Origin of the sequence: Shewanella eurypsychrophilus (genome assembly GCF_007004545.3) — a bacterium.
Classification (GTDB): Bacteria; Pseudomonadota; Gammaproteobacteria; order Enterobacterales; family Shewanellaceae; genus Shewanella; species Shewanella eurypsychrophilus.
Genome location: NZ_CP045503.2, coordinates 5,621,300 through 5,646,645, shown reverse-complemented (window position 1 = coordinate 5,646,645; position 25,346 = coordinate 5,621,300). Strand labels below are relative to the sequence as shown.

Annotated in this window: 24 protein-coding genes; 16 read left to right on the top strand and 8 right to left on the bottom strand. The window is 43.8% G+C overall.

The genetic code is table 11. From position 1 onward, the window contains the following. Positions 1–62: 62 nt before the first annotated feature. The 3 genes from FM038_RS24315 to hslR all read right to left on the bottom strand — a co-directional run bounded on the left by FM038_RS24315 (position 63) and on the right by hslR (position 3,244). A complete protein-coding gene (locus FM038_RS24315; protein WP_142873416.1) occupies positions 63–1,604 on the bottom strand; it encodes a phosphoenolpyruvate carboxykinase in 1,542 nt (513 codons plus the stop codon). A 267-nt stretch (positions 1,605–1,871) separates the two neighbouring features. Continuing rightward, positions 1,872–2,732 (bottom strand): Hsp33 family molecular chaperone HslO, encoded by an 861-nt coding sequence (gene hslO / locus FM038_RS24310; RefSeq protein ID WP_142873417.1) that lies wholly within the window; start codon positions 2,730–2,732, stop codon positions 1,872–1,874. 113 nt (positions 2,733–2,845) lie between these two features. Next, on the bottom strand, positions 2,846–3,244 hold the full coding sequence (gene hslR, locus FM038_RS24305) for a ribosome-associated heat shock protein Hsp15 (RefSeq protein WP_142873418.1): 399 nt from the start codon (positions 3,242–3,244) through the stop codon (positions 2,846–2,848). 267 nt (positions 3,245–3,511) lie between these two features. Here hslR and gspC point away from each other — a divergent pair, with 267 nt between their 5' ends. The 12 genes from gspC to FM038_RS24245 all read left to right on the top strand — a co-directional run bounded on the left by gspC (position 3,512) and on the right by FM038_RS24245 (position 15,316). Beyond that, positions 3,512–4,420 carry a type II secretion system protein GspC gene (gspC, locus tag FM038_RS24300; RefSeq protein WP_142873419.1) on the top strand — a complete coding sequence of 303 codons (909 nt, stop codon included), beginning with the start codon at positions 3,512–3,514 and terminating at the stop codon, positions 4,418–4,420. A 100-nt stretch (positions 4,421–4,520) separates the two neighbouring features. Then, on the top strand, positions 4,521–6,695 hold the full coding sequence (gene gspD / locus FM038_RS24295) for a type II secretion system secretin GspD (RefSeq protein WP_142873420.1): 2,175 nt from the start codon (positions 4,521–4,523) through the stop codon (positions 6,693–6,695). After that, on the top strand, positions 6,688–8,259 hold the full coding sequence (gene gspE / locus FM038_RS24290; protein ID WP_142873421.1) for a type II secretion system ATPase GspE: 1,572 nt from the start codon (positions 6,688–6,690) through the stop codon (positions 8,257–8,259). Before gspD ends, gspE begins: the two co-directional genes overlap by 8 nt. A 3-nt stretch (positions 8,260–8,262) precedes the next feature. After that, complete coding sequence (gene gspF, locus FM038_RS24285) at positions 8,263–9,486, top strand: type II secretion system inner membrane protein GspF (RefSeq protein ID WP_142873422.1); 1,224 nt, start codon at positions 8,263–8,265, stop codon at positions 9,484–9,486. A gap of 85 nt (positions 9,487–9,571) precedes the next feature. Continuing rightward, positions 9,572–10,006 carry a type II secretion system major pseudopilin GspG gene (gene gspG / locus FM038_RS24280; protein WP_142873423.1) on the top strand — a complete coding sequence of 145 codons (435 nt, stop codon included), beginning with the start codon at positions 9,572–9,574 and terminating at the stop codon, positions 10,004–10,006. 99 nt (positions 10,007–10,105) lie between these two features. Beyond that, positions 10,106–10,693, top strand: coding sequence for a type II secretion system minor pseudopilin GspH (gene gspH, locus FM038_RS24275; protein WP_142873424.1), 588 nt, complete (start codon positions 10,106–10,108; stop codon positions 10,691–10,693). Next, positions 10,690–11,085: a type II secretion system minor pseudopilin GspI gene (gene gspI, locus FM038_RS24270; RefSeq protein ID WP_142873425.1), complete on the top strand. Its 396-nt coding sequence runs from the start codon at positions 10,690–10,692 to the stop codon at positions 11,083–11,085. Before gspH ends, gspI begins: the two co-directional genes overlap by 4 nt. Then, positions 11,066–11,707 (top strand): type II secretion system minor pseudopilin GspJ, encoded by a 642-nt coding sequence (gene gspJ / locus FM038_RS24265; protein ID WP_142873426.1) that lies wholly within the window; start codon positions 11,066–11,068, stop codon positions 11,705–11,707. Before gspI ends, gspJ begins: the two co-directional genes overlap by 20 nt. Positions 11,708–11,771: 64 nt before the next feature. Then, a complete protein-coding gene (gene gspK / locus FM038_RS24260) occupies positions 11,772–12,764 on the top strand; it encodes a type II secretion system minor pseudopilin GspK (protein ID WP_185965807.1) in 993 nt (330 codons plus the stop codon). A gap of 90 nt (positions 12,765–12,854) precedes the next feature. Further along, positions 12,855–14,048 carry a type II secretion system protein GspL gene (gspL, locus tag FM038_RS24255; protein WP_142873427.1) on the top strand — a complete coding sequence of 398 codons (1,194 nt, stop codon included), beginning with the start codon at positions 12,855–12,857 and terminating at the stop codon, positions 14,046–14,048. A gap of 1 nt (position 14,049) precedes the next feature. After that, positions 14,050–14,526 carry a type II secretion system protein M gene (locus tag FM038_RS24250; RefSeq protein WP_142873428.1) on the top strand — a complete coding sequence of 159 codons (477 nt, stop codon included), beginning with the start codon at positions 14,050–14,052 and terminating at the stop codon, positions 14,524–14,526. Between the two features lie 28 nt (positions 14,527–14,554). Beyond that, a complete protein-coding gene (locus FM038_RS24245; protein ID WP_142873429.1) occupies positions 14,555–15,316 on the top strand; it encodes a type II secretion system protein N in 762 nt (253 codons plus the stop codon). Between the two features lie 89 nt (positions 15,317–15,405). Here the strand turns inward: FM038_RS24245 and yrfG are convergent, their stop codons facing one another. Then, on the bottom strand, positions 15,406–16,071 hold the full coding sequence (gene yrfG / locus FM038_RS24240) for a GMP/IMP nucleotidase (RefSeq protein WP_142873577.1): 666 nt from the start codon (positions 16,069–16,071) through the stop codon (positions 15,406–15,408). Between the two features lie 448 nt (positions 16,072–16,519). Between yrfG and nudE the strand changes: the two genes are divergently transcribed. The 3 genes from nudE to FM038_RS24225 all read left to right on the top strand — a co-directional run bounded on the left by nudE (position 16,520) and on the right by FM038_RS24225 (position 19,798). After that, a complete protein-coding gene (gene nudE, locus FM038_RS24235; RefSeq protein ID WP_142873430.1) occupies positions 16,520–17,065 on the top strand; it encodes an ADP compounds hydrolase NudE in 546 nt (181 codons plus the stop codon). 55 nt (positions 17,066–17,120) lie between these two features. Continuing rightward, positions 17,121–17,936: a 3'(2'),5'-bisphosphate nucleotidase CysQ gene (cysQ, locus tag FM038_RS24230; RefSeq protein WP_142873431.1), complete on the top strand. Its 816-nt coding sequence runs from the start codon at positions 17,121–17,123 to the stop codon at positions 17,934–17,936. Between the two features lie 92 nt (positions 17,937–18,028). After that, the gene (locus tag FM038_RS24225; RefSeq protein WP_142873432.1) at positions 18,029–19,798 is read left to right on the top strand and encodes an MFS transporter; all 1,770 of its coding nucleotides are present in this window, start codon (positions 18,029–18,031) and stop codon (positions 19,796–19,798) included. 40 nt (positions 19,799–19,838) lie between these two features. Here FM038_RS24225 and mnmH read toward each other — a convergent pair whose 3' ends face one another. From mnmH to FM038_RS24210, 3 genes are all read right to left on the bottom strand, one after another. Further along, positions 19,839–20,945: a tRNA 2-selenouridine(34) synthase MnmH gene (gene mnmH / locus FM038_RS24220; RefSeq protein WP_142873433.1), complete on the bottom strand. Its 1,107-nt coding sequence runs from the start codon at positions 20,943–20,945 to the stop codon at positions 19,839–19,841. After that, complete coding sequence (gene selD / locus FM038_RS24215) at positions 20,945–21,985, bottom strand: selenide, water dikinase SelD (RefSeq protein WP_142873434.1); 1,041 nt, start codon at positions 21,983–21,985, stop codon at positions 20,945–20,947. The genes mnmH and selD overlap by 1 nt, the downstream gene beginning before the upstream one ends. A gap of 190 nt (positions 21,986–22,175) precedes the next feature. Continuing rightward, complete coding sequence (locus FM038_RS24210; protein ID WP_142873435.1) at positions 22,176–23,282, bottom strand: acyl-CoA desaturase; 1,107 nt, start codon at positions 23,280–23,282, stop codon at positions 22,176–22,178. A 154-nt stretch (positions 23,283–23,436) separates the two neighbouring features. On the opposite strand from FM038_RS24210, the gene fabR reads away from it, so the two are divergent. Continuing rightward, complete coding sequence (fabR, locus tag FM038_RS24205; RefSeq protein WP_142873578.1) at positions 23,437–24,051, top strand: HTH-type transcriptional repressor FabR; 615 nt, start codon at positions 23,437–23,439, stop codon at positions 24,049–24,051. A 123-nt stretch (positions 24,052–24,174) separates the two neighbouring features. Here fabR and trmA read toward each other — a convergent pair whose 3' ends face one another. Then, a complete protein-coding gene (gene trmA, locus FM038_RS24200) occupies positions 24,175–25,272 on the bottom strand; it encodes a tRNA (uridine(54)-C5)-methyltransferase TrmA (RefSeq protein WP_142873436.1) in 1,098 nt (365 codons plus the stop codon). Between the last annotated feature and the right edge of the window lie 74 nt (positions 25,273–25,346).

The window sequence follows — 25,346 nt, the reverse complement described above, 5'->3', positions numbered from 1 at the left end:
CTAAACAATCAAACAAATACCAAAAACTATCAGACTACAAATAACCCAATAGAAAGACCGTATTAAGCATTCGGTCCGGCATGCTTGATCGAATCTGGTACTTGGTATTTCTCGAAGTTAGCTGTGAAGCTCTCCGCTAGGTTCTGAGCATATTCAGCATACTTAGCCTTATCTTCCCAAGTATTCACTGGATTAAGCAATTTAGTCTCGACACCTGGAATGGCAACTGGAATATTGAGGTTTAGCTTGTCTAAGTGCTCGGTCTCTACATCTTTCAGTCCACCGCTGACGATAGCATCAACAATTGCACGAGTAGTAGGAATGTCAAAGCGTTTACCCGTTCCATGTGGTCCACCAGTCCAACCGGTATTGACCAAATAGACCTGGCTGCCGAATGATTCGATACGCTTCATCAGTAGCTCTGCGTAAACGCCTGCAGGACGTGGGAAGAAAGGCGCTCCAAAACAGGTAGAGAAGGTTGATTGAATGGCAGCGCTCGAACCCATCTCTGTAGAACCTACTTTAGCGGTATATCCTGATAGAAAGTGGTAAGCAGCCTGCTCTTTGGTTAGTAGTGATACCGGTGGTAGTACGCCAGAGACATCACAGGTTAAGAAGACAACTGCGTGCGGTTCAGCACCACAGTTTTCCTCTTTTCTGAGTTGTACATGCTCTAGCGGGTAGGCCGCACGGCTATTTTCAGTCAGGGTCGAGTTAGTGTAATCAGGAACTCGGTTCTCATCCATGACCACGTTTTCGAGTACGGTACCGAAGCGGATAGCATCCCAGATAACAGGTTCATTTTTCTGGCTCAGATCGATACACTTGGCGTAGCAGCCACCTTCGATATTAAATACGCCACCTGGTGCCCAGCCATGCTCGTCATCACCGATCAAGAAGCGTTTAGGATCGGCTGAAAGTGTGGTTTTACCTGTACCAGACAGACCGAAAAATAGTGTCGTATCACCTTCTTTTCCAACGTTTGCTGAGCAGTGCATGGGTAGCACGCCCTTGGCTGGAAGTAGGAAATTTTGCACTGAGAACATAGATTTTTTCATTTCGCCAGCGTACTTAAGTCCAGCAAGTAGTACTTTTCGTTCGGCGAAGTTGAGGATCACAGTAGCATCGGAGTGGGTGCCATCACGTTCAGGATCACATTTGAAACCTGGAGCGTTGATTATCTGCCAGACTGGCTTGTCGGCTGAATTAAATTCTTCTGGAATGATAAACAGGTTACGGGCAAAGAGTTGATGCCAAGCTGTTTCTGTAGTGACCTGTATCGGCTGGTAATGCTCTGGATCGGCACCGACCTCAAGCTCTGAAACGAACGTTTCTTTGTCTGCTAGATAAGCTTCTACTTTCTGCCATAAAGCGGTGAATTTCTCCTGTTCGAAAGGCTTATTGACTGCTCCCCAGTCTATGTCAGCTTCTGAACTTGGCTCTTTGACGATAAAGCGATCATTAGGTGAGCGGCCTGTGCGCTCGCCCGTTTTTGCGACTAATGCGCCATTAGCCGTTAACTCTCCTTCGCCTCGCGTGAGGGCTAGCTCTATGAGTTGTGCTGTCGTAGGGTTTAGGTGAGTTAGTGTTGATCCATCCGCCATAGTAAGGTCTCCATGTTTTGAGGTCGGAATATAGGTGCCAGTCTTTGCCGGCTATATTTTTTGTATAGAAAGTTGTTATTTAAAAGCGTCTTTATGCGCCGAAATTTGATTGTAACTTAAGCGGAATTGAATGTGTGAGGAAGATCGTTATTTCGCTAAAAAAAAGAGGACGCTCACAGGCGTCCTCTTTCTTCAATCATTATGTGTAATACCAATTCCATTAAATTTATGATCACTTAACTTAATGGAACTGGTATTAAGTGGCAGTTACTGCTTAGCTGCAGGTGCCTGGGCATTGCTAAAAATTGCTTCGACATCAATTGAATCAAAGTTGTAGTTGGTGTTGCAGTACTCACAACCCATCTCCACTTTACCCATTTCGGCTAGAATGGCTTCAACTTCTGCTCTAGGTACTGTTCGTATCGCTTGGGCACTTCGTTCTCTTGAGCAAGTGCAAGAGAAGGTGACCTCTATCGGATCGAAAAGGCGTACCTCTTCTTGATGGTAGAGACGGTGCAACACCTCTTCAGCTTCAAGTTCAAATATTTCATCTGCTTTAACTGTTGCTGTAAGTTGCTGTAGGTGTTCAAACTCTACGTTATGCTCGCTTTCGCTCGGTAGTACCTGCAGTAACATGCCTGCAGCTTGTTTGCCGTTCGCAAACAAGTTAATAGAAGTTGGTAACTGTTCAGATTGAGCAAAGTATTCTTCTAGGCAGGCAGCTAAGGTACCTTTGTCTAAAGCCACAACACCTTGGTAGCGTTCACCTTTGGTCGGTGACAGCGTAATAACCATGTGGCCCTTACCAAACAGGCCTTGTAGATCTGCATCTTGGTTTAATTCGCCATTCCAACGCGCAACACCACGAAGTTGCTGCAGGTTATTGCCATTGATAACGGCTAGTGAAACAGGGCCATCACCTTGAAGCTGCACGCTAATATCACCATCGAACTTGAGTGTTGCAGTGAGCAGAGACGTAGCAGCCATCAACTCTCCTAAAAGTTGTTGTATCTTTTCTGGATATTGGTGGGCAGACAATATTTCCTGATAGCTTTTTTCGAGTTGTACCAATTCGCCGCGAACGTCTGCATTTTCAAAAAGGTAGCGGTGTAAATTATCTTTACTCATTTTCATCTCACAATTACATTTCTTCTGGAGCCGATATTTCAGTTCCAATTAACTATCTATCTATATGGTGCCGAGAGGCCAATTTTTCAACATCGAATACGATTTAAAGTGTCTTAGCCTTCTTTAAAACGAATGAGTTGGCGTCGCTGTTTTTTGTCTGGTTTATGATCTGGTGCCGGGTTGTTTAGTACGTTAAGTCGTCTTGCTTCGGCGTAAGTTTCTCGTTTTGCTATACTTTCGGGAGTTTCAAGATACAAAGTTTGTGCAAAAGCCGCTTTTTGGCGCTGATCAGACAGTTTTTTGATGACAATCTCTTTCTCGTCATAACCTTGTCTTAATTTTAATACAGCATCTAGCTCAGCCATTTTACTCGACTTTGCTCTTTGGCCGTTGTAGTGAACTTTACCACCATTGATCATCTCTTTGGCGATGGCGCGAGTCTTATAAAAGCGAGCAGCCCAAAGCCATTTGTCTAGTCGGACTGCCGGTGTGGGTTCAGGGGGCTTGATCATTGAGACTCCTTTACACTATTTAATGATGGTGAGGTCACAAGCTGAATAATAAAATCTCTTTTTACTAAGTGAATCGCCTAATATAGCGATCCGCTTCACACCCTTTTTATGCGCGTAAAGTTAGCATATTTAGCTTATTCTCGCCAACTGGGCTGGTGTTATTGGCTTGTTGCGCTTGTTGAGGTTAGCAGTGTGGGTTAGCATGAGTCAGAATTTGCTAAATTATCATAATCAGAACAGAGGCCTGTACAGAGGGTCCAGATAAATATGGATTTATTAGATAAAGTTATTACCAAGGCAGCAAGCGTGCCACACAAGCCTTTGAGTACAGCCATTTTTTGGCTCTCTCTCGTGCTCGTCATCTATCTTTTGGCTCAGATCACATGGAAACTCATGCCTGTATCTGAAGGGACAACTACTTGGCAGCCTACGCCTGTGAGTAGTCAGTCTTCGACTAGCGTCAACATTATTGAACTGCAAAGGTTGGCGCTTTTTGGTAAGGCTGATGCTGGTGCGATGAAACCCAAAACTGAGCCTATGGCTGAGATGATCACCGATGCACCTAAAACCTCCCTCTCGATCCAGCTTACTGGTGTTGTTGCATCGACAATACAGCAGAAGGGCTTAGCCGTTATCGCCTCGAGTGGTACGCAAAATACCTATGGTTTGGGAGATAAAATTAAAGGTACCTCAGCTTCATTAAAAGAGGTATATGCCGATCGAATTATTATTACCAACTCAGGTCGCTATGAAACCTTGATGCTTGATGGCCTAAAATATGAGACCAACAGTCAGGCTAATAAACAACTTCAACAGGCGAAATCTGTAAAGAAAATCGATCAACGTAAAAATAAGCAGGTTGCCAGAGAGATTCAGAAGTCTCGCGATGAGCTATTAGCCGATCCGAGTAAAATCACTGATTTCTTAGCCATATCACCAGTTCGCCGTGACGGAGAGCTGAGTGGTTATCGTTTAAATCCAGGTAAAGACAGAGACCTGTTTAAGCAGGCTGGATTTAAAGCTAATGACTTAGCTAAGTCGATGAACGGTTACGATCTCACCTCTATGAGTCAATCCATGGAAGTGATGGCTCAACTTCCGGAGTTAACAGAAATATCTTTGATGGTTGAAAGAGATGGCCAGTTAATAGAGATCATGTTCAGTTTGCCAGACTAATTAGAAATTAGAGGGAGTGTCCACTTTTGTATGACACTCTCCTCACTTGAATTTGTTGAGCCTTATGGGCGAACCATTGAGTTTTATGGGAAGTATAATAATGAATAATAAAAGTTTTCGCAGAAAGTTAATCGCTGGGCTTGTGATGGGTGCCTCGCTATTAGCTCCTCAACTGGCTTGGTCTGAGCAGTATGCGGCTAATTTTAAAGGAACTGATATTCAGGAGTTTATCAACATAGTTGGTAAGAACTTGAATCGGACTATTATTGTCGACCCTACGGTTCGCGGCAAGATTAACGTTCGTAGTTACGATCTGCTCGATGACGAACAATATTATCAATTCTTCCTTAATGTGCTTCAGGTTTATGGTTATGCCGTTGTAGAGATGGATAACAATATCATCAAGGTGATTAAAGATAAGGATGCTAAGACAGCATCGATTCGAGTCGCCGATGACAATACTCCCGGTGTTGGTGATGAGATGGTGACTCGTATCGTCGCCTTGTACAACACTGAAGCGAAACAATTAGCGCCACTGCTTCGTCAGCTCAATGATAATGCTGGCGGCGGTAACGTAGTTAACTACGATCCATCGAATGTCTTGATGATCTCCGGTCGTGCTGCAGTGGTTAACAAGCTGGTTGAGATTGTTCGTCGCGTCGATAAGCAAGGTGATACCGAAGTACAAGTTGTATCACTGGAGTTTGCGTCAGCGGGTGAGATTGTTCGAATTATAGAAACGTTAAACCGTGCAACAGGCAATAAAGCCCAGTCGGGTCAAGCGCCTAAAGTGGTTGCCGATGAGCGTATGAATGCGGTTATCGTCAGTGGTGATGAGAAGAGCCGTTTACGTACGGTAGAGTTAATTCGAAAATTAGATGCAGAGCAGGCGAGTACGGGTAATACCAAGGTTCGCTACCTGAGATATGCCGATGCCGAAGATTTAGTTGAGGTGCTGACTGGGTTTGCAGAGCAGCTCGTTAGCGATCAAGATGGTGGTGCTAAACAAGGTGGAGGTAAGCGTCGTAAAGAAATTAATATCATGGCTCATGCCGATACGAACGCCCTCGTTATCACGGCGCAACCGGACCAGATGCGCACCATCGAGAGCGTGATCAACCAGTTGGACATTCGCCGTGCTCAAGTATTAGTTGAAGCCATTATTGTCGAGGTCGCCGAAGGCGATGATGTCGGTTTTGGTATCCAATGGGCAACAGCATCTGGTGGCATGACCCAGTTTAATAACTTAGGCCCAACCATTGGAGAGATTGGAGCGGGTGTCTGGGAAGCGCAGCCAGAAAAGGCTTCACAGACTTGTACTGGTTCCGGTGACAATAAGACCTGTACAGATAATCCGGATACTCCTGGTGACATTAGCATATTAGCTCAGGCATTAGGTCAGGTTAATGGTATGGCTTGGGGCGTCGCTATGGGGGACTTTGGTGCACTGATCCAGGCGGTATCAAGTGACACTACGTCGAACGTACTTGCAACACCATCTATCACCACACTTGACAATCAGGAAGCCTCATTCATCGTCGGTGATGAAGTGCCCATCCTAACAGGCTCTCAAAATTCAAGTAATGGCAACAGCAACCCTTTTCAGACCGTTGAACGTAAAGAGGTTGGGGTTAAGCTAAAGGTGATACCACAAATCAACGAAGGTAGCTCAGTTAAGCTGACTATCGAGCAGGAAGTATCTGGTATCAACGGTAAGACAGGTGTCGATGTGACTTTTGCCACTCGCCGTTTGACAACGACTGTGATGGCCGATTCGGGGCAAATCGTGGTCTTAGGCGGCTTGATCAAAGAAGAGGTGCAGGAGAGTGTACAGAAAGTTCCTTTCTTGGGTGACTTACCTATCATTGGCCACCTATTTAAGTCTTCCTCAAGTGGTAAGAAAAAAACCAATTTGATGGTGTTTATCAAGCCGACGATTATTCGTGATGGTTTAACGATGGAAGGTATCGCTGGTCGTAAGTACAACTATTTTCGTGCCCTTCAGCTTGAGCAGCAGGACCGTGGTATTAACTTGATGCCAAACAGTGAGGTACCTATTCTGGAAGAGTGGAATCAATCAGATTATTTACCACCAGAAGTGAATGATATTCTTGAGCGTTACAAAGAAGGTAAAGGCTTAGAGACTAAGATGCGTGAGACCGATGCTGCATTGAAGCGTATATCTGAAGGCAATGGAAGCGCAGAGGAGAGTTCAGAGACTACTGAATCTCAAGCTGGTTCAGTTGAAAAAACAGAAGATAGTACCGATGAGTAATACTCACATTCCACCGAGTGGTGAATTGGCCTTGGTTTCTGATGATGTTTGGCAAGATGCGGAACCCGATAATGATGAAGAGTTTCGCTCCGATAGCAGAGAGCGTCTCCCATTTGCATTTTCACATCGTTTCGAAGTCGTTATCGATACCAGTGCTGATGGTGCGTTGACTCTCTATCACACTGAGAGTACTCCCCTTACAGCCTTGCTCGAAGCCAGGCGCTATGCAGGACGTGAACTGCCTTTAGTTCAACTGCTGGCTGTTGAATTTGAAGCTAGATTAACTCAGGCGTACCAAGCTAATTCTTCAGAGGCACAACAGCTGATGGAAGACATTGGCAATGAGATGGATCTGTTTACTTTGGCCGAAGAGTTGCCACAAACAGAAGATCTGCTCGAAGGTGATGATGATGCACCTATCATCAAGTTGATTAACGCCTTGCTATCGGAGGCCATTAAAGAAGAAGCCTCTGATATTCATATCGAGACCTACGAGAAGCAGCTAGTTGTTCGTTTCCGTGTCGACGGTGTGCTTAAAGAGGTGCTTAAACCGAATCGAAAACTATCCTCTCTGTTAGTTTCACGTATTAAAGTCATGGCGCGTCTGGATATTGCCGAGAAACGTGTGCCACAAGATGGCCGTATCTCACTCAGAATCGCAGGTCGGGCCGTAGATGTTCGTGTTTCTACTATGCCATCTAGCCATGGTGAGCGTGTGGTGTTACGTCTTCTGGATAAAAATGCCGGTAACTTAGACCTTGTTCAATTAGGTATGACAGACAAGGTGCGTTTTCAGTTTGACGAACTGATCCGTAAGCCTCACGGTATTATTCTAGTCACCGGGCCAACTGGCTCGGGGAAGAGTACGACTCTGTATGCTGGATTGACAGAGCTCAATACCAAAGATACCAACATACTTACCGTCGAAGACCCTATCGAGTATGAGCTTGAAGGCATAGGCCAGACTCAGGTTAATAACAAGGTCGAGATGACTTTCGCGCGTGGTCTAAGAGCCATTCTTCGTCAAGATCCCGATGTGGTGATGATAGGTGAGATCCGAGATTTAGAAACAGCCCAGATAGCCGTTCAGGCTTCATTAACGGGTCATATGGTGTTGTCGACACTGCATACCAATACAGCATCTGGTTCTATTACTCGTTTACAAGACATGGGCGTCGAACCTTTCCTTGTTTCTTCAAGTTTATTGGGCGTATTGGCGCAGCGATTAATTCGAACCTTATGTAAGGAATGTAAGTCTGAACATGTACCTGATCAGATTGAGCGAAAATTACTGGGCATGAGTGCTGACGATACGAGCGTTATCTATCGTGCTGAGGGATGTAAATCTTGTGGTCATAATGGTTACCGTGGCCGTACCGGTATTCATGAATTGCTGATTGTTGATGATAATATCCGTGAACTTATTCACACCGGGCGCGGTGAGCTGGCGATAGAAAAATACCTCCGTACAAATACACCAAGTATACGTCATGATGGCATGAGTAAAGTTCTTGCGGGTAAGACGACCCTCGAAGAGGTGTTACGCGTCACTCGCGAGGAATAATTTATGCCAGCATTTGAATACAAGGCTTTAAATAAACAGGGAAAGCAGCAGAAAGGCGTCATTGAAGCTGATACAGCGCGTCATGCGCGTGGTCAGCTCAGAGAGCAGCGCTTAATGCCGTTGGAGATAAACCCCGTTGTCGAAAAAGAGTCTAAGGCGAAAGCGAAAGGGGCCAGTTTTTTTCAACGTGGTATCTCGGTTGCCGAACTAGCACTTATTACCAGACAGATAGCCACACTCGTTGCTGCCGGCTTGCCGGTAGAAGAGGCGTTAAAGGCTGTTGGGCAACAATGTGAGAAAGATAGACTTGCCAGTATGGTGATGGCTGTACGTTCTCGTGTTGTGGAGGGCTATAGCTTGGCCGATTCTATGGCTGAGTTTCCGCATATATTTGATGATTTATATCGGGCTATGGTGGCATCAGGTGAGAAGTCAGGTCACCTTGAAGTGGTACTCAATCGTCTCGCTGATTACACTGAACGACGCCAGCAGTTAAAAAGTAAAATGACCCAGGCGATGATTTACCCTGTGGTATTAACCGTTGTGGCTATCAGTGTTATTGCTATCTTGTTGGCTGCGGTAGTGCCTCAGGTTGTTGGTCAGTTTGAGCATATGGGCCAAGAATTACCTTGGACAACTCAGTTATTAATTGCCTCATCAGACTTTGTTAGGGATTTCGGCATCATCGTATTAGGCGTAATTGTCGGCGTGTTTTTTCTAATCAGGCGCCTGCTCGTTAAGCCTGCTTATCGCATGATGTACGATACTATGCTGCTTAAATTACCTGTGATTGGTAGAGTCAGCAAAGGGCTCAATACAGCTCGTTTTGCTCGAACCTTAAGTATTTTGACTGCCAGCGCGGTGCCTTTACTAGATGCTATGCGAATCGCTAGCGAAGTTTTGATTAACGTTAGAGTTAAAGCGGCAGTCGAAGAGGCTACTGCTAGGGTTCGTGAAGGTACGAGTTTAGGGGCTGCGCTAACGAATACGAAACTTTTCCCTCCTATGATGCTCTATATGATCGCCTCAGGTGAGAAGAGTGGTCAGCTGGAGCAAATGCTTGAGCGAGCTGCTGATAACCAAGATAGAGACTTTGAATCGAACGTCACTATTGCACTGGGTGTGTTTGAGCCTATGTTGGTTGTGAGTATGGCCGCAGTGGTATTGTTTATCGTTTTAGCCATTTTGCAGCCTATTTTAGAGCTTAACAATATGGTCAGTGGCTAAGATTTTATATTTTAATCGAGTTATCTATATTCATTTTTCTCTGCATACACGCTAATTAGCAGAGCCGTTTAAGAGGATGTTGTTAATGCAAACAAGAAATAAGCAGAAAGGTTTTACCCTACTCGAAGTCATGGTTGTTATCGTGATCTTAGGGATTCTGGCTTCGATGGTTGTGCCAAATTTAATGGGCAACAAGGATAAGGCTGATCAACAAAAAGCGGTGTCTGATATTGTTGCGCTTGAAAATGCACTGGACATGTATCGCTTAGATAACAGCATCTATCCAACGACTGATCAGGGTCTTGATGCATTAGTTCAGAAGCCAAATAGCTCACCAGAGCCACGTAATTATCGTGAAGATGGTTATGTGAAACGTTTACCACAAGATCCTTGGAGAAATGACTACTTGTTATTGAGCCCTGGCGAAAATGGTAAAATTGATATCTTTAGTCCAGGTCCAGACGGTCAGGCCGGAACAGAAGATGATATCGGCAACTGGAATCTACAGAATTTTCAGTAATCACTGAGATTGAGTTATCAAAAACTACCAAATGAAAGCACTATGCTTGCCTACTATGACGCATGAATACATAGATAGCTCCTTAAATAGGAGTGGTCAATGAAGTCCTTTAGCCAAAAAGGATTCACCTTAATGGAGGTGCTTTTAGTCGTGCTCTTGATGGGCTTAGCTGCATCGGCAGTGACTATGACCATGACGGGTGCCGATAGTAAAAAAGCGCTTGAGAGGACAGCTTTACAGTTTATGTCTGCCACAGAAATGGTGCTAGATGAAACTGTGTTGAGTGGCCATTTCATTGGCGTCGTCGTCGATGATACGAGTTATAAGTTTGTGTATTACGACGAAGGTAAATGGAAACCTCTGGATAAAGACAGAATACTTGCTGAACGTCAGATGGAACACGGGGTGCAGATTAGTCTGATGCTTGATGGCCTACCTTTGGTTCAGGAAGATGAGGAAAGTGACTCTTGGTTCGATGAACCTTTGATTGAGAAGACGGAAGACGACAAAAAGAAGTTTCCTGAACCACAGATATTGTTATTTCCAAGTGGCGAGATGAGCGCGTTTGAAATGACCTTCTTTCGAGAGGATGAGCAGGGAAAAGAGATCGAAGCCTTAGTCGTTGGTGACTCACTGGGCCGATTAACTCTGGGGAGATACGATGAGTCCGAGGGTGATTTTCAATGAGAGTTAACCTGCTGAATGCCAATTTTCGGCAGCATAAAGGCATGACGTTACTCGAAGTTATTGTGGCCTTAGCCGTATTTTCCATTGCCGCAGTATCTATCACTAAGAGCTTGGGTGATCAGATTGCCAATATGCCCATTCTTGAAGAACGAACTTATGCACAATGGGTTGTTGATAATGTGATGGTCGATGCCAGGTTAGAAACTGCATTTCCTGACATAGGTAAGAAAGATGGCGAGATGGAACTTGCTGGCCGTGATTGGTATTGGCGTAAAGAAGTGGTGAAAACCACAGATGATAAATTTCGGATGATCCGTATTAGCGTCAGTAATGATGCGCGTTATAAGCGGATTGTCGCCCAGGTGAGTAGCTATGTACTTAACCCAGAATAGAGTTAATGCAGGTTTTACCTTACTCGAGATGCTGGTTGCTATCGCTATCTTTGCCATGCTTGGTCTGGCGGCTAACTCAGTATTGAGTACCGTGATTAAGAATGACGAAATAACCAAAGAGTTTTCTGCCAAATTGAAGGCGATGCAACAGGGCTTTGGGGCTCTGGAACGTGATTTGGGCCAGATGGTGGCGAGAACACCAAGATTATTAGAGGGTGGCCGCGGCAGTACTGTATTTCAAACTGGCTCTGATATGTTGGATTCAGAGTCTGAAGCGCTGGTTTTTTTCCGTTTAGGCTGGCTTAACCCTGATGGTATTTTACCACGAGGCAGTTTGCAATCTGTGGCCTATGTGGTTAGAGATAATGCATTAGAACGCTGGTATTACCCTTACCCTGAGCCTGAATTCGGTGCCGAACCAATAAAAACCATAGTCATGAAGAATGTACTGTCGGTTGAGTATTCCTTCTATATGGAAGACAAGTGGGAAAGAAAAGTTGACGGCACAAAATTACCGAAAGCGATAGCCATGGAGGTTGAGCTTGAAGGTTTAGGTAAGATCCAGCGTAAGTTTTTATTACCTCAAGGTGCACCTACTGCTAGCAACGATGACGATAAATAATGGTAATAAAGATGATTAAAGTAGCTGGGATTCTGCCACTAAAAAATCAGTTGGACCTTAGTCTGTGACTAAGTTTCCTGGAAAGCAACGAGGTGTGGCTCTTATTGTAGTGATGCTCATCGTTGCTATGGTGGCTATTATTGCGACCAATATTAATAGCCGTAATCAGCTATCGGTTCGCCGTACACTAAATTTAGCCCAGTATGATCAGGCGTTTTGGTATGCCATCTCGGCGGAAGAGCTTGCCAAGAAAATACTGAAACAAGATCTCGAAGATGCCGACGGTACAGTGCATTTGCAGCAATACTGGGCGCAGAGCGATGTGGTCTTTCCTGCAGAGCATGGTGAAATTGGCGGGAATATTTCAGATCTACAATCTTGTTTCAACCTCAATGCATTATCGGTTGAGAGCAAAGAGCTAGAAAATGGTAGGCCTAAGTTACCATTGGCGGCGGTGCAATATAAGGGCTTACTTGTTGCTTTGGGTATGGATGAGTTCGGTGCCGAGCGTTTAACTCATACCCTAAAAGATTATATTGACGAAGATACAACCGCCAGCCCTTTTGGTGCCGAAGACGCAGATTATGAATCTCGAGCGGTACCCTATCGGGCGGCGAATACCCTGATGAATCATCGCAGTGAATTGCGTGCTGTGATGGGGTATACCCAAGATATTTATCTTAAAATACTACCCTATATTTGCGTCATTCCGGGTTATTCAGCTCAAGTGCTGAATGTGAATACCATTAAGGTTGAACAAGCGGCATTATTAGCGGGTATGTTTGATAACAAAATATCTGTCGGTGAAGCTGAGAGCATCATCAATCAGCGTCCAGGAGACGGCTACGAGAAGATAGAAGATTTTACTGAGTTATCTTCTGTATCTAGTCTATTTACCGATGCCGCGCTAAAGACTAGCTTTGCTGTCGATACCAATTATTTCTCGTTAGAGGCTGGCGCTAAAGTCGATAACGCCACCTTTCGCTTAGAAAGCGTGATGAAGAGGTCAGGGACTAATATGGAAATACTAACTCGCCAATTTGGTGGACAAAAGTAGCATGTTGAAACCAGGTTTAGTCAGTGAGCATAATAAAAATAATCAGAATACTGTCTGGGTTATTACAGATAAAGTTTGTGGAGAACTGATGTGAGTGAAAGACTATTTATCCGCTTAGGATCAAGTTCTGAGCAGCCCTGCTCTTGGCTGGTTTGGTCTGAGTTAGAGCAAGAGATAATTGGTTCGGGTGAGCTTAAAGATGCTGCAGCATTATCGAGTTTAACTGAGCGTGCCGGCAATCGTCCGGTGGATGTGCTGGTACCTTCATCGGCCATTACCCTTACGAATGTGGAGCTACCCGAAAAGGGACAACGTCAAGCTATCCAAGCTTTGCCGTTTATGCTCGAAGAAAATCTAGCCGAAAATGTCGACGATCTTCATTTTGTCACCGGTCCACGTGATGGTGAACTTTTAAGCGTGGCAGTTGTTGCCCATGAGCAGATGCAAACTTGGTTATCTTGGTTAAGTGAAGCTGGCTTAAAAGTTAAGCGTATCGTCCCTGATTGCCTGGCCCTGCCGCTGGAGCAATGCCAGTGGGCTGCGATTAAATTTAATCAAGAATATTTGCTACGTACAGGTGTTGGTGCTGGTGTTAGCCTCAGTGAAAGCTGGCTGAATATGGCTTTACCTAAACTGCTTCCGACGCAGGCCGGTACTCCTGTCACTGTTGCCGCATATAGTGATTTAAGCTTAGTGGGAGCTGAGGTGCAACTTCAGGAGCTTGAGCTTCCAATGCTAGTTCTTGCAAAGGGAATATTGTCAGCTCCGATAAACTTGCTCACCGGTGCTTATTTACCAAAACGTGACTATGGTAAGCATGTTCAGATATGGCGTAATGCCGCAATAGTGATAGCGATTGCTTTGTTACTGTCATTGGTGAACAAAGGGCTGAATATTCACCAGATGAATAGTGAGAAAGCGCGTTTGCAGCAGCAGAGTGAAGCTATCTTTAAGCAAGCTGTACCGGGGACCTCTCGAATTGTAAACCTTAGATCTCAGATGGATAGACATTTGCGCAGCATGCAAGGTCAAGGCGGGGGGAGTGAGTTCTTTTCTATGCTTGAAGGCTTAGAAGAAGCATTTACCCAAGTACCCGAACTTAAGCCTACAACGCTTCGTTTCGATAGCGCTCGTAATGAACTGCGCATGCAAGTGATTGCCAAGAGCTATGCACAGGTAGAGCGGTTCAAAGACATTGTATCTCGCTCATACCAGCTCGACTCTGGTGCAATGAATAGTGGTGAGAACTCAGTCACCAGCACGTTAACGTTGAGGATCAAGTAACATGGAAAACGTTAAAGTATGGTGGGATGGCTTAGTTCTTCGTGAAAAGCAATTGGTTGGTACCTGTGGTGTGTTCTTGTTTATTGGCATCCTGTATTGGGGGATCTGGACGCCGATCTCAAATGCAGAGCTCGATGCAGAGCGCGGTCTACAAGCCCAGCAGGGTACGCTTAACTTTGTTAAACAGACAGCGAATAAGATTGCAGGGCTGCAAGAAAACGGCAATAAACCCAGCTTTAAGGGCAGTTTAAGTGCAGCAGTTAACCAAAGTGCAGGTGCATTTGGTCTGGAGATCACCCGCATGCAGCCTCAAGGGAAGAAGATCCAAGTCTGGATGGATGATGTCCCTTTTGAATCTTTACTTGGTTATCTCAATGAGCTGGTTCAAGAGAAAGGTTTGTCTTTAGAGAGTATAGATCTCGCTGAGTCAGATACCCCTGGTCTAGTCCGTGTTCGTCGTATTCAATTATCACAGTAATGATTGTTTTTTATTTAAAGGTATTGAAGTGAATTTAGCGAAAAAAATTATCATTGGTGTGTGTATCTACTTAGTGTTTTTGGTCGCTTTGTTGCCCGCTAGCTTTGTCGTTAAAATTGCGCCAATTCCTAATGGTGTAAACTTGAGCGGCATTTCAGGTTCTATCTGGTCAGGCAATATTGAGTCTGTGACGGTTCAAAAGCGCCAGCTGGAGCAGGTGAGTTGGCAGTTAAGCCCTTGGGCATTATTCTTGGGCCAGGCGAAGTTAGATTTAGTGATTGGTAACCGAGGTTCAGCCGTTAATGGGAAGGGGCTAGTGACGCTTTCTATGAGTGGCATTGATGCAGAAGGCTTGCGGTTTGAAGCACCTAGTAGCTTTCTTTTAGGTAATAATAGATTGCCTTTTCGGACAAAGATTGGTGGCGACATTAGCTTATTTGTCGATACACTAGAGCAAGGTACTCCTTGGTGTGAACAGCTAAATGGTAAATTGTTTCTCAATAGCGTCAATGTAAAAAACCAGTTTGGTAATTACCCGTTAGGTGACATAGAACTAGGCTTGAGTTGTGTTGATGGCAATGTGAAAGTGAAGTCAGATGAGACCATGAATCAGCTAGGTTTCGCTGGCACCGTCGTGTTGCAGGCTGAAAAAGTTGTGCAAGTTAGCGCTAAGATAAAAGAGACGCCATCACAGCCGGAAGATCTAAAGAGGGCACTGGCATTCTTAGGTAAAAAAGACAGCCAAGGTTACTACCCGATAAGTTATCAAGGTAGAATTCCTGGGATCTAATCACAATATAAAAGAGTATTATCTTTTGTTTTATAAAGGCACCAAGTAGGTGCCTTTTTGATGACCGCAGTTAAGCTATACCAACCAAGTTAACCCGCCAGAAGATCATCCAGTAGCAGATGATAGTCGCCAATTGCTGGGAAATCGCTGAATACTTTATCTGGTTTCTGACTATCAGGGTTAGTGATCCCTAACTGATAGCCAACACCAGCCTCTTGTGCGGCCTGTAAGATAGCCTCATTATCATCGATAAATAGGCAACGACTGGGGTCTAACTGAAATTGAATAAACAGATGTTGCCAGAAGTGAGGGTGCTCTTTGGGATAACCGGTTTCATGGCTAGATAGAATATTATCCAATCCAGAGGCCAAATCAGTGTGTTCAAGCTTAAGTGCTAAGCTCTTTGGGTGTGCATTAGTGACCAGGGTACGTGATTTTTTCTGTTTACCTAAGGCCGATAGGAACGGCATGCTATCTTGTCTTAACTGGATCCTATCGACTAATGTTTTATGTAGCCCCAAGATGTCGAGCTGTAATTCATTTTCCCAATAATCTAGGCAATACCAGTCTAACGTACCAAAAACCTTATCGTAAGATGACTCAACTAGCGCTTGAGCTGTTTGGTTATCTAAACCTCTCTGTCGGCATAATTCTGCCGGGACTAAGCTTAACCAGAAGTGATTATCGAAATGAAGGTCCAGTAAGGTTCCATCCATATCTAATAACACTGTATCTATTTCATTCCATGGAAACATCATTTATCCATTTTAGCTTTTAACATTCGAAGTGTAGAGGGTGACTTATATTTCACAAGCGACTTAGCTTAATACCAATCGGTATAAAGATGTGGTCATTCAGCGAGAGTTTAGCGCTTGTGAGGCAAGGCAACGAGTGAGAGACATAGTTATTCTACGTTTAAGCTCGTTAACGCCGTATCAGAAGTGCTAAAACTCGCCTTCCAGGAGTGTTTTTGGCAGCCTACTTCTGTGTTGAATGAGTTCAAAAGGGATCACCATTTCCTCACTCATTCGCCTTGAATTATGCCGCCAAAAAATAACTCTGAATTGACCACTTACTTATACCGATTGGTATAATACTAATCTATCTTATTCTTTAATCAAGGCAGTTTATTGTTGTGGATTAGAAACATGATAGTAAGATTGTACTGTTAACCAGAAATATTATTTGTCTCAGGAATCTTCTATGAAGCATCAAAAACCGGAAATTCTAGGTTCAAAAATTGTTGCGCAAAGCCGTTTGTTTAAAATAGAGCAAGTGGATCTTAAGTTCTCGAACCAAGTCGAGCGTCAATATGAGCGGATGAAAGGTAATAATCGTGGTGCGGTGATGGTGGTACCTGTGCTTAATGGCGAAACTTTACTACTTGGCCGTGAATATGCGGCTGGCACTCACACTTATGAACTTGGTTTTCCTAAAGGCTTGATTGACCCAGGTGAAGAGGCGCATGAAGCAGCAAATCGTGAACTTCAAGAAGAGATAGGCTTTGGCGCAAAAAAGTTAACTCATCTAATGGAAGTCAGCTTAGCGCCTGGTTACTTTTCAAGTAAAATGCAGATATTTATCGCCGAAGATCTATATGAGAGTGTTTTGGAAGGTGATGAACCTGAGCCTATTGAAATGGTTCCTTGGCCGCTGAATCAATGGCAATCTTTATTGGAACAAGATGATTTTTCTGAATCTAGAAGCATAAGTGCCTTGTTTTTAGCTCAAAAATACCTAAAACTATAATTGTTTATAATTTATTTTTTTAAAGTTTTACTTGTTGTGGGCTGTTGGAGCAGTTATGAAGCCAGAAGAGTACGTAGAGCAAGCCATTGATATTGCCATTGAGGCAGGAAAAGAGATACGTGATATCTATCTTAAAGGCACCTTCGATAAAGAGATAAAGTCAGATAATACGCCTGTTACTTCAGCCGATATTGCTGCACATAATATTATAACTTCAGCTCTACAGGCATTAACTCCAGATATTCCGGTGCTTTCTGAAGAAGATGCCAATGTTCCTTTTTCTGAGCGCCAACATTGGCAGCGCTATTGGCTGGTCGATCCCTTAGATGGCACGGGTGAATTTATCGCTGGGAGTGGGGATTTTTCGGTAATTATAGCTCTAGTGGAGCACAATCGACCGATCATGGGGATTGTTTATGTGCCTATGACAGAGGTCTGCTACTACGCCATTGCAGGACTCGGTGCTTATAAGCGTGACAATCAAGCTGAAGTCAGGATAGTGAGCCGTCAACTGGCAGATGATCAAGATCCGCCTCTAAAGTTAGCCGTTAGCCGCCGTCAAGATCCTAAGTCGGTGCTCAAGTTGTTTAGCCATTCCAAACATTGTGAGTTGATCGTCCTTGGTGGCGCTGCACTCAAGAGCTGTTTGGTTGCTGAAGGTAAAGCAGATTGCTATGTTCGTATCGGTCCAACCGGAGAGTGGGATACAGGAGCTGCGCAAATAATCGTTGAGGAAGCCGGTGGACAGATCATGGATATAGAGCTGCAGCCGCTGAGTTATAATGAGCGTGAATCATTGGAAAATCCTAACTTTATTGTGGTTGGCTCGCCCCACTTACCTTGGGATAAGCTGCTGACCGCCGAAAATTAGCTGTTTATATTTATGCTAGGCCATCGATGAGCGATGGCCTTTTGTTTATCTGCGGTTTAAGCCAATAAGCACCCGATTTAGGAAGGTAAATAATGATATTGACGCGACGCTTCTTACCTTACTTTATCACTCAGTGTTTAGGGGCGTTAAACGACAATGTCTATAAGAACGTTTTATTGCTCTTGGTGACTTTCTCTCAGATTGAAAGCCTGCCTTTAGATGTTAACTTGTTCGTTAATCTAGCGGCAGGTTTATTTATTCTGCCTTTTTTCCTTTTCTCTGCTCATGCGGGTCTTATTGCCGATAATATAGATAAGGCCGCCTTAATTCAGCGTCTCAAATTACTTGAAGTTATTATCATGTGTTGCGGAGCCGCCGCTATCATCACTCAAAGTTATTTGCTGATGCTAGTGCTGCTTTTCTTAATGGGCACTCAATCGGCTTTTTTTGGTCCGGTAAAGTATTCGCTTTTGCCTATGGTGCTTGCCGATGTTGAGCTTGTAAGGGGGAATGCCTGGGTTGAGATGGGGACATTTATTTCAATACTGATTGGCACCATAGCTGCAGGTCTCATTGTGGCTAGCGATCATGCAAATACTTTGGCTGCTATCACTGTGCTTGTATTAGCGTGTATTGGTTATGCCTCAAGTCTTTTTATTCCCGCAGTTCCCTTAGGCTTTGTCCCCAAGAAGCTAAGGTTTACGCCATTTTCTGGAACTGTAGCAAGTATCAAAAAAGTGAGAAAGACACACTCCGTATGGATGGCAGTGATCGCAATTAGTTGGTTTTGGTTTCTTGGGGCTACTTATTTAACTCAGTTTCCAAATTTCGCTAAGATGCACCTTCATGCTGGAGCTACAGTGGTGTCACTCTTGTTAGCACTATTTTCTATCGGTATTGCCGTGGGCTCGTTCCTCTGTGACCGATTGTCTTTTAAGCAAGTGGAGCTGGGTATCTTACCCTTCGGCTTATTAGGGCTGAGCCTTTTTGGCATAGATCTTTATTTTGCCGTACCAGTAAATATTCCTACCTTTACTTATACCGCTAGCAGTTTCATTGCCGAGCTAAAGCACTATAGGCTGATGTTTGACCTTTTTATGGTTGGAGTTAGCGGTGGCTTATTTATCGTACCTCTATACGCCTTCATTCAATCTCGCACTAAAGAGGGGCAATGTGCTCAGGCTATTGCGGCAAACAACATTATGAATGCGTTATTTATGGTTGTTGCTGCCATTTGTGCGATTCTCTTCTTAGGCCCATTAGGTGGCAGTATTTTATCGTTATTCTTAATGTTAGCCTTTGCCAATCTTGTCGTCGGACTCTTCCTGTTTATCAAGTTGCCAGAGCTGAGATTAAGGTTCATAACCTACCTATTGGCTAGGTTTATACATCCGTTATCAGTCAGCCAGGGAAGTGTTATTCCAAAAGATGGTAGCGCGCTTTTGGTCGGCACCTCTGAATGTGCCAAAGATCTGTTGCTCATTCAGAGCCTTTCTGTACGGCCCATCTGCTTTCTGGCGAGAGAAACAAATGAACAAGGTTTTCTTAGCAAATTGCTCATGTCGTCAGCTAACTGGATTTCAATAGAGCCTTGCAGGTTAAATGCAGGAGAAGAAAGCGGTCGGATTAATAGCCAAAGCCTGTTTCAGGCTGTGAAAAATGGTGAGCTGATCTATGTATCCCAACGTGATTTTAATGAGTTTAGCAGTGATATTGAGGCGCTAATGGTCACTCAGCCTAGAGTTTCAATTTCATTGAACAGCTTAGCGCAGTCTGTAGAGGGAAGGTCATCAGTTAGCCGGCGAATACATGTTGTATTAACGGCATTGAATCAGCAAAACATGCCTCTGCAAAATGATTAGAGGCATGTTCGATTCGCTGTCGATATTTAGCTTAAGACTCTTATTTTGTTGCGTAGTCATCTAGCCATTCGTGCATGGCTTGATGGTTACCCTTGAAGACGACTCTAGATTGCTTTTTATCAAGCTGAAATTGGTACATAGGATCGTAATACTTACTGAGTAGTAGAGTGATCCATTCCAAATGAGCTTCTGTGCTATTACGTTGCTGTTGCACGTTTAGTGCGTGGGTAATAATAGATTGAAATTCATCATGAAGTTGGCCGCCTAGGCGCTTTTTAATTCCAGTGATGCTCTGGCTTAAGTACTCTGAAAATGCGATAAATCCAGCTTCTTCTCCAAGACGTTCAACATAACCAGAATGCATCTTATGCACATATTCTTCTAGTAATCTGTTATGTCGATTCTCATCTGACTCATCCAGAACTAAGACCTGCGCAGACTGCATGGCTGTGTAAAACGTTTTTGGAATCGCTGAGCGACCGATAAGAAAGCTTTCATCTTCTAAAACCAGACAGCTTTGATGCCTATCCTGATGCTTTAAAAGCTCGACCGCTAAACGGTTCTCAAAATTAATCTGACTGGGCTGTGGTTCGTGATAGCGGCCGAAACTGGAACCTCTGTGATGAGCAATTCCTTCTAAATCGACGGCTTCTGTTCGCTTAACTAAGAAATCTGTTTTACCGCTTCCTGTTATGCCACTAAGAATAAACGTAGGCTTCTGGTTTGGTGCATCATCAATGACATCAATAAGATATTGACGCATGGCTTTATAGCCGCCTTCAATATAGGGAACAGACAAGCCCGCATCTTTTAGCCACTGCTGGCTTAGTTGAGATCTTAAGCCACCACGAAAACAACAAAGATAGGCGTCTGGGTTTTGCTCTAGATATTCAAGCCAGGCATCGACCCGGCGTTGTTTTATCTTGCCTCGTACTAGAGAGTGGCCAAGTTCGATGGCTGCAGCTTGACCGCGATCTTTATAACAGGTTCCCACTTTCTGACGTTCACCATCCTGCATCAGTGGCAAGTTAGTGCTGCTAGGAAACGCGCCCTTATTAAATTCAATAGGTGCTCTGACATCCATGATTGGATGTTCAGATAGCATGATCTCTTTATAGGCGCTCTTAGGAACGAGGTGCTTACTCATTAGATGAGTTCCACAAGAGTTGTTTGTGCTTGATTAGTCATAGTTCCAATACACTGAGTGGGTACGTTATGCTGAGAGAGTAAGTCAATCAGCTCTTGTTCGGCATCTGGTGAGACTGAAATAAGCAGACCGCCGCTAGTTTGAGGATCACAGATAATACCTTTCTGATCATCTGTGAGCTCAGGAAGGTATTCACCATAGCTATCATAATTTCTATGGGTTCCACCTGGTATGCAACCCATATCTAAATAGCTTTTTGCTTTTGGTAGTAAAGGTATGGCTGATAATTGGATTTGTGCATTGAGTGTGGCACCTTGGCACATTTCGACTAAATGCCCAGCGAGTCCAAACCCAGTGACATCTGTCATAGCATTTACGCCAGATAATTTAGCAATCATCGGACCAAGCACATTGAGTTCACACATAGCCTCGACCGCGATATTAATATCTTCATCGGCAATTTTTTTCTGTTTTTGTGCTGTGGTTAAGATGCCGATGCCTAAAGGTTTTGTCAGATAAAGCTTATCACCAGATTGAGCGGTATTGTTCTGCTTAAGCTCTGTAAGAGGGATCTGTCCGGTGACGGCTAAACCAAAAATAGGTTCTGGTGAATCAATACTATGCCCACCTGCGAGCATAATGCCCGCATCGGCACATGCTTGACGCCCGCCGTCGACAACTTGCTGTGCGACCTCTGCAGGTAAAACGTTTATCGGCCAGCCTAAAATGGCAATTGCCATCATTGGCGTGCCGCCCATGGCATAGATGTCACTAATGGCATTCGTCGCAGCAATACGACCAAAAGTGAAAGGGTCATCTACAATCGGCATAAAGAAATCGGTAGTGCTGATGATGCCCGTTTCTTCATTGAGCTTATAAACGGCGGCATCATCGCGAGTTTGATTGCCAACTAACAAGTTTGGGTCTTCAAAAACTGGCAGCTGAGAAGCTAAGATTGTACCTAAGACTTTTGGGGATATTTTACAGCCGCACCCTGCACCATGACTGTATTCGGTAAGTTTTATTTTAGATTCTGACATGAGCTCAAAAGTCCCTCAAGAAGGTGATTAGGCGGTCATCATAGTCCTATCGTCAGGCTACTTCAATTAACAGTGTTCAGGAATGAAGACTGTGAGGGATGCTAGTATGAATAGGGACAATAGATTAGCAAGCTAGTCTAGTGAAAATAACGGCTCGACAGGTATGTTATCGAGCCATTTTATCAAGACATTAAGCGTAAGTGGCAGTGAGTAGCTTCCAGTTCTTATGCTGTAGGATGAAACGTTGTTTCATCTCGTCGACTTGCTGTACTAATTGCTGGTTGGCTAGCTGTTTGCGTTTTGCTTCGAGCAGCTCTTTCTTTGCCTGGTAATAATCAGCCAGATGGGATTTTAATATCTCATATTCTGCCTGCAGCTTTTCTAACACCTCATCACAGTTACTTAGGCTAGAGACTCGATCTTGGGTGCGCTGTAGTTGCATCTTTAGTTTAGCTGTCTCAATTCTTTCCTGTGGAGTAACTCGAAGATCTTTGGCTTGGCCACACCAGTTAAGTAAATTAATTAACCACTTAGTAGGATCGTACTGCCACCACTGTATGCCGTTACGATAATCATTTTCGAAGATATGGTGAAAATTATGATAGCCCTCACCATAGGTTAAAAGTGCGATAAAACCGTTATCTCTGGCAGTATTTTTATCGGTGTAAGGCTGGTTTCCCCATACATGTGCGAGAGAGTTGATGAAAAAAGTACAGTGGTGTACGACAACCAGCCTTAATAGACCTGCCATGAGTAGCATTGCCATAATATCACCATTGAGCCAGCCTAAAAATGCGGGCAAGGCGATATTCATTACTATCACTAAAGGCAAATAATATTTGTGTTGCCACATCACTATCTTGTCATTTTGAAGATCACGTACATTTTTATAATCATGGTACCGCTGAGATTGGTACTCTCTTAGCATCCAACCTATATGGCTGTACCAGAACCCCATTTTAGCTGAGTAAGGGTCTTTATCATTATTATCAACATGCTTATGGTGCACTCTATGGTCTGAAGACCAGTGAAGGGCACTATTCTGCAGCGCTAGGGCTCCACCAAGTGCAAAAAGGAAGCGCACAGGTGCTTTCGCTTTATAGGTCTTATGTGACCAGAGTCTATGGTATCCAGCGGTAATAGATAAACCACTGGCAAAAGCAAAGACAATAAAGGCTAACCATTCAGATATGCCATAGCCTTGAGTCATACCATACCAAGGGACTAAGATCGCAGCACCGAGGAAAGTGATTAAAAAGAGGGCCACATTGGTCCAAATTAACGGAGGTTTGGTCATTAATATTATCCAGTTGAAAATTGAGCGTACACCTGTACGCTAATTTAGCTTGCAAAACGGTTTTGGTCAAGGTGAAAACACCACTTAATGGCTGTGCTTTAGTGTTAAAAAATGTATTATCTAGAGATTACATTTAAGTTTCGGATCCACCATGATGGGCGTAAGAGCACAGCAAAAAGAGAAGACGCGTAGGGCACTTGTTGATGCCGCATTCAATCAACTTAATGCTGAGCGGAGTTTTTCTAGTCTGAGTTTGCGAGAAGTTGCTCGCGAAGCCAAAATCGCTCCAACCTCGTTTTACAGACATTTTAAAGACATGAATGAGCTGGGTTTGACTATGGTTGACGAAGGCGGATTAACATTAAGACAGTTGATGCGTAAAGGGCGTCAACGCGCTGAGGCCGGTGGCAGTGTCATTCGTATTTCAGTTGAAACCTTTATGGAAGTGTTAGAGTCAAATCCTAATGTATTTAGGATCTTGTTGCATGAACGTTCTGGTACGTCAGCTCCCTTCAGGGCTGCTGTTGCGCGGGAGATAGAGCATTTTATCTCTGAGCTAACTCATTATACCGAAGCTACAGCCAACCGAAGCCCTGAGCTTGCTAGAGCTCAGGCTGAAGCGTTAGTGACGTTAGTCTTTAATGCGGGCGCGGCGGCACTCGATATGAAGCGTGTTGATAGGAAAGTGCTCGCTGATAGATTAGTGATTCAGTTACGAATGGTCGCGAAAGGTTCTGAAGTTTTACAACTTAAAATGGACAGGCGCTAACCTTGGTCCGTGCCTCGTCTCATTGTTATCGCTGTTAAGCCGATTTGTTTTTTATGGTTTGATGAATGATGAAAAAAGCCAGTAGCTAAAAACTACTGGCTTTTTCATATGTTAAAGAGAGTGTTATTTCCTCTCTAAAAATACACCCGACTCCATATGGTCGGTATATGGGAATTGATCGAATAGCGCAAAGCGGGTGATCTTATGTGTCTTAGTCAGCTCTTGTAAGTTATCCATTAAGGTATTTGGATTACAAGAGATGTAAATAATACGCTCATAACCTTGGACTAACTTTACAGTGTTTGAATCCATACCTGCTCGTGGTGGATCGACAAAAATGGTATTACAGTTATAACTGTCTAAATCAATACCTTCTAATCGTCTAAAGCTACGCTTTTTAGCCATTGCATCGGTGAAGTCTTCAGCAGACATGCGGATGATTTGTAAGTTATCTACTTTGTTTATATCAATGTTGAACTGAGCAGACTGTACTGAAGGTTTTGCAAGTTCAGTTGCTAAGACTCGATCAAAGTTTTGAGCGAGTGCTATAGAGAAGTTTCCGTTACCACAGTAAAGCTCCAAGAGATCGCCAGTGCTGTTTTTAGTAACGTCTATCGCCCATTCAAGCATTTTGACTGAGACTTTGCCATTAGGCTGAGTGAAGCTATTTTCAATTTGATGATAGTGCAGCTCTTTATCATTAACTGTCAGGGTTTCAATCACAAAATCTTTATCAAAAATCAACTTTTGTTTGCGTGCTCTGCCAATCAAGTTAACGTTAAATTTAGCGGCTAACTTATCTTTTAGGGCTTTCGCTTCGACTTCCCACTGCTGATCTAATTGCTTGTGGTACAGCAATGAAACAAGGATCTCACCACTGTGTGTCGAAAGGAAATCGATTTGAAACAATCTATGTCTCAACAGAGTATTAGGTTTTAGTTCCGCAATAAGCTCAGGCATCATCTCATTGATAAGACGACTGGCAGGCAAAAATTGGTCACAGCGAACTTTACTGTCTAATGCTTTATCGAACATGTAGTAATACATGTCATCACCATCATGCCAAATACGAAATTCTGAACGCATACGGTAATGAGCTGGCTCTGAGCTGAAAACTTCTAACTTTGGTGTATCGAAGTCTGTGAAAATCTGTTCCAGCTTGATGCGCTTCTCTTCTAATTGCGCATCATAGGTCGTAGGATCCATTGCCGCTAAATTCATTTCTTGATCACCTTGGCTTAATTTGGGGCGGAATTATTATACTAGATGACAAAGATGTCCAGTTTCTGGCTTTC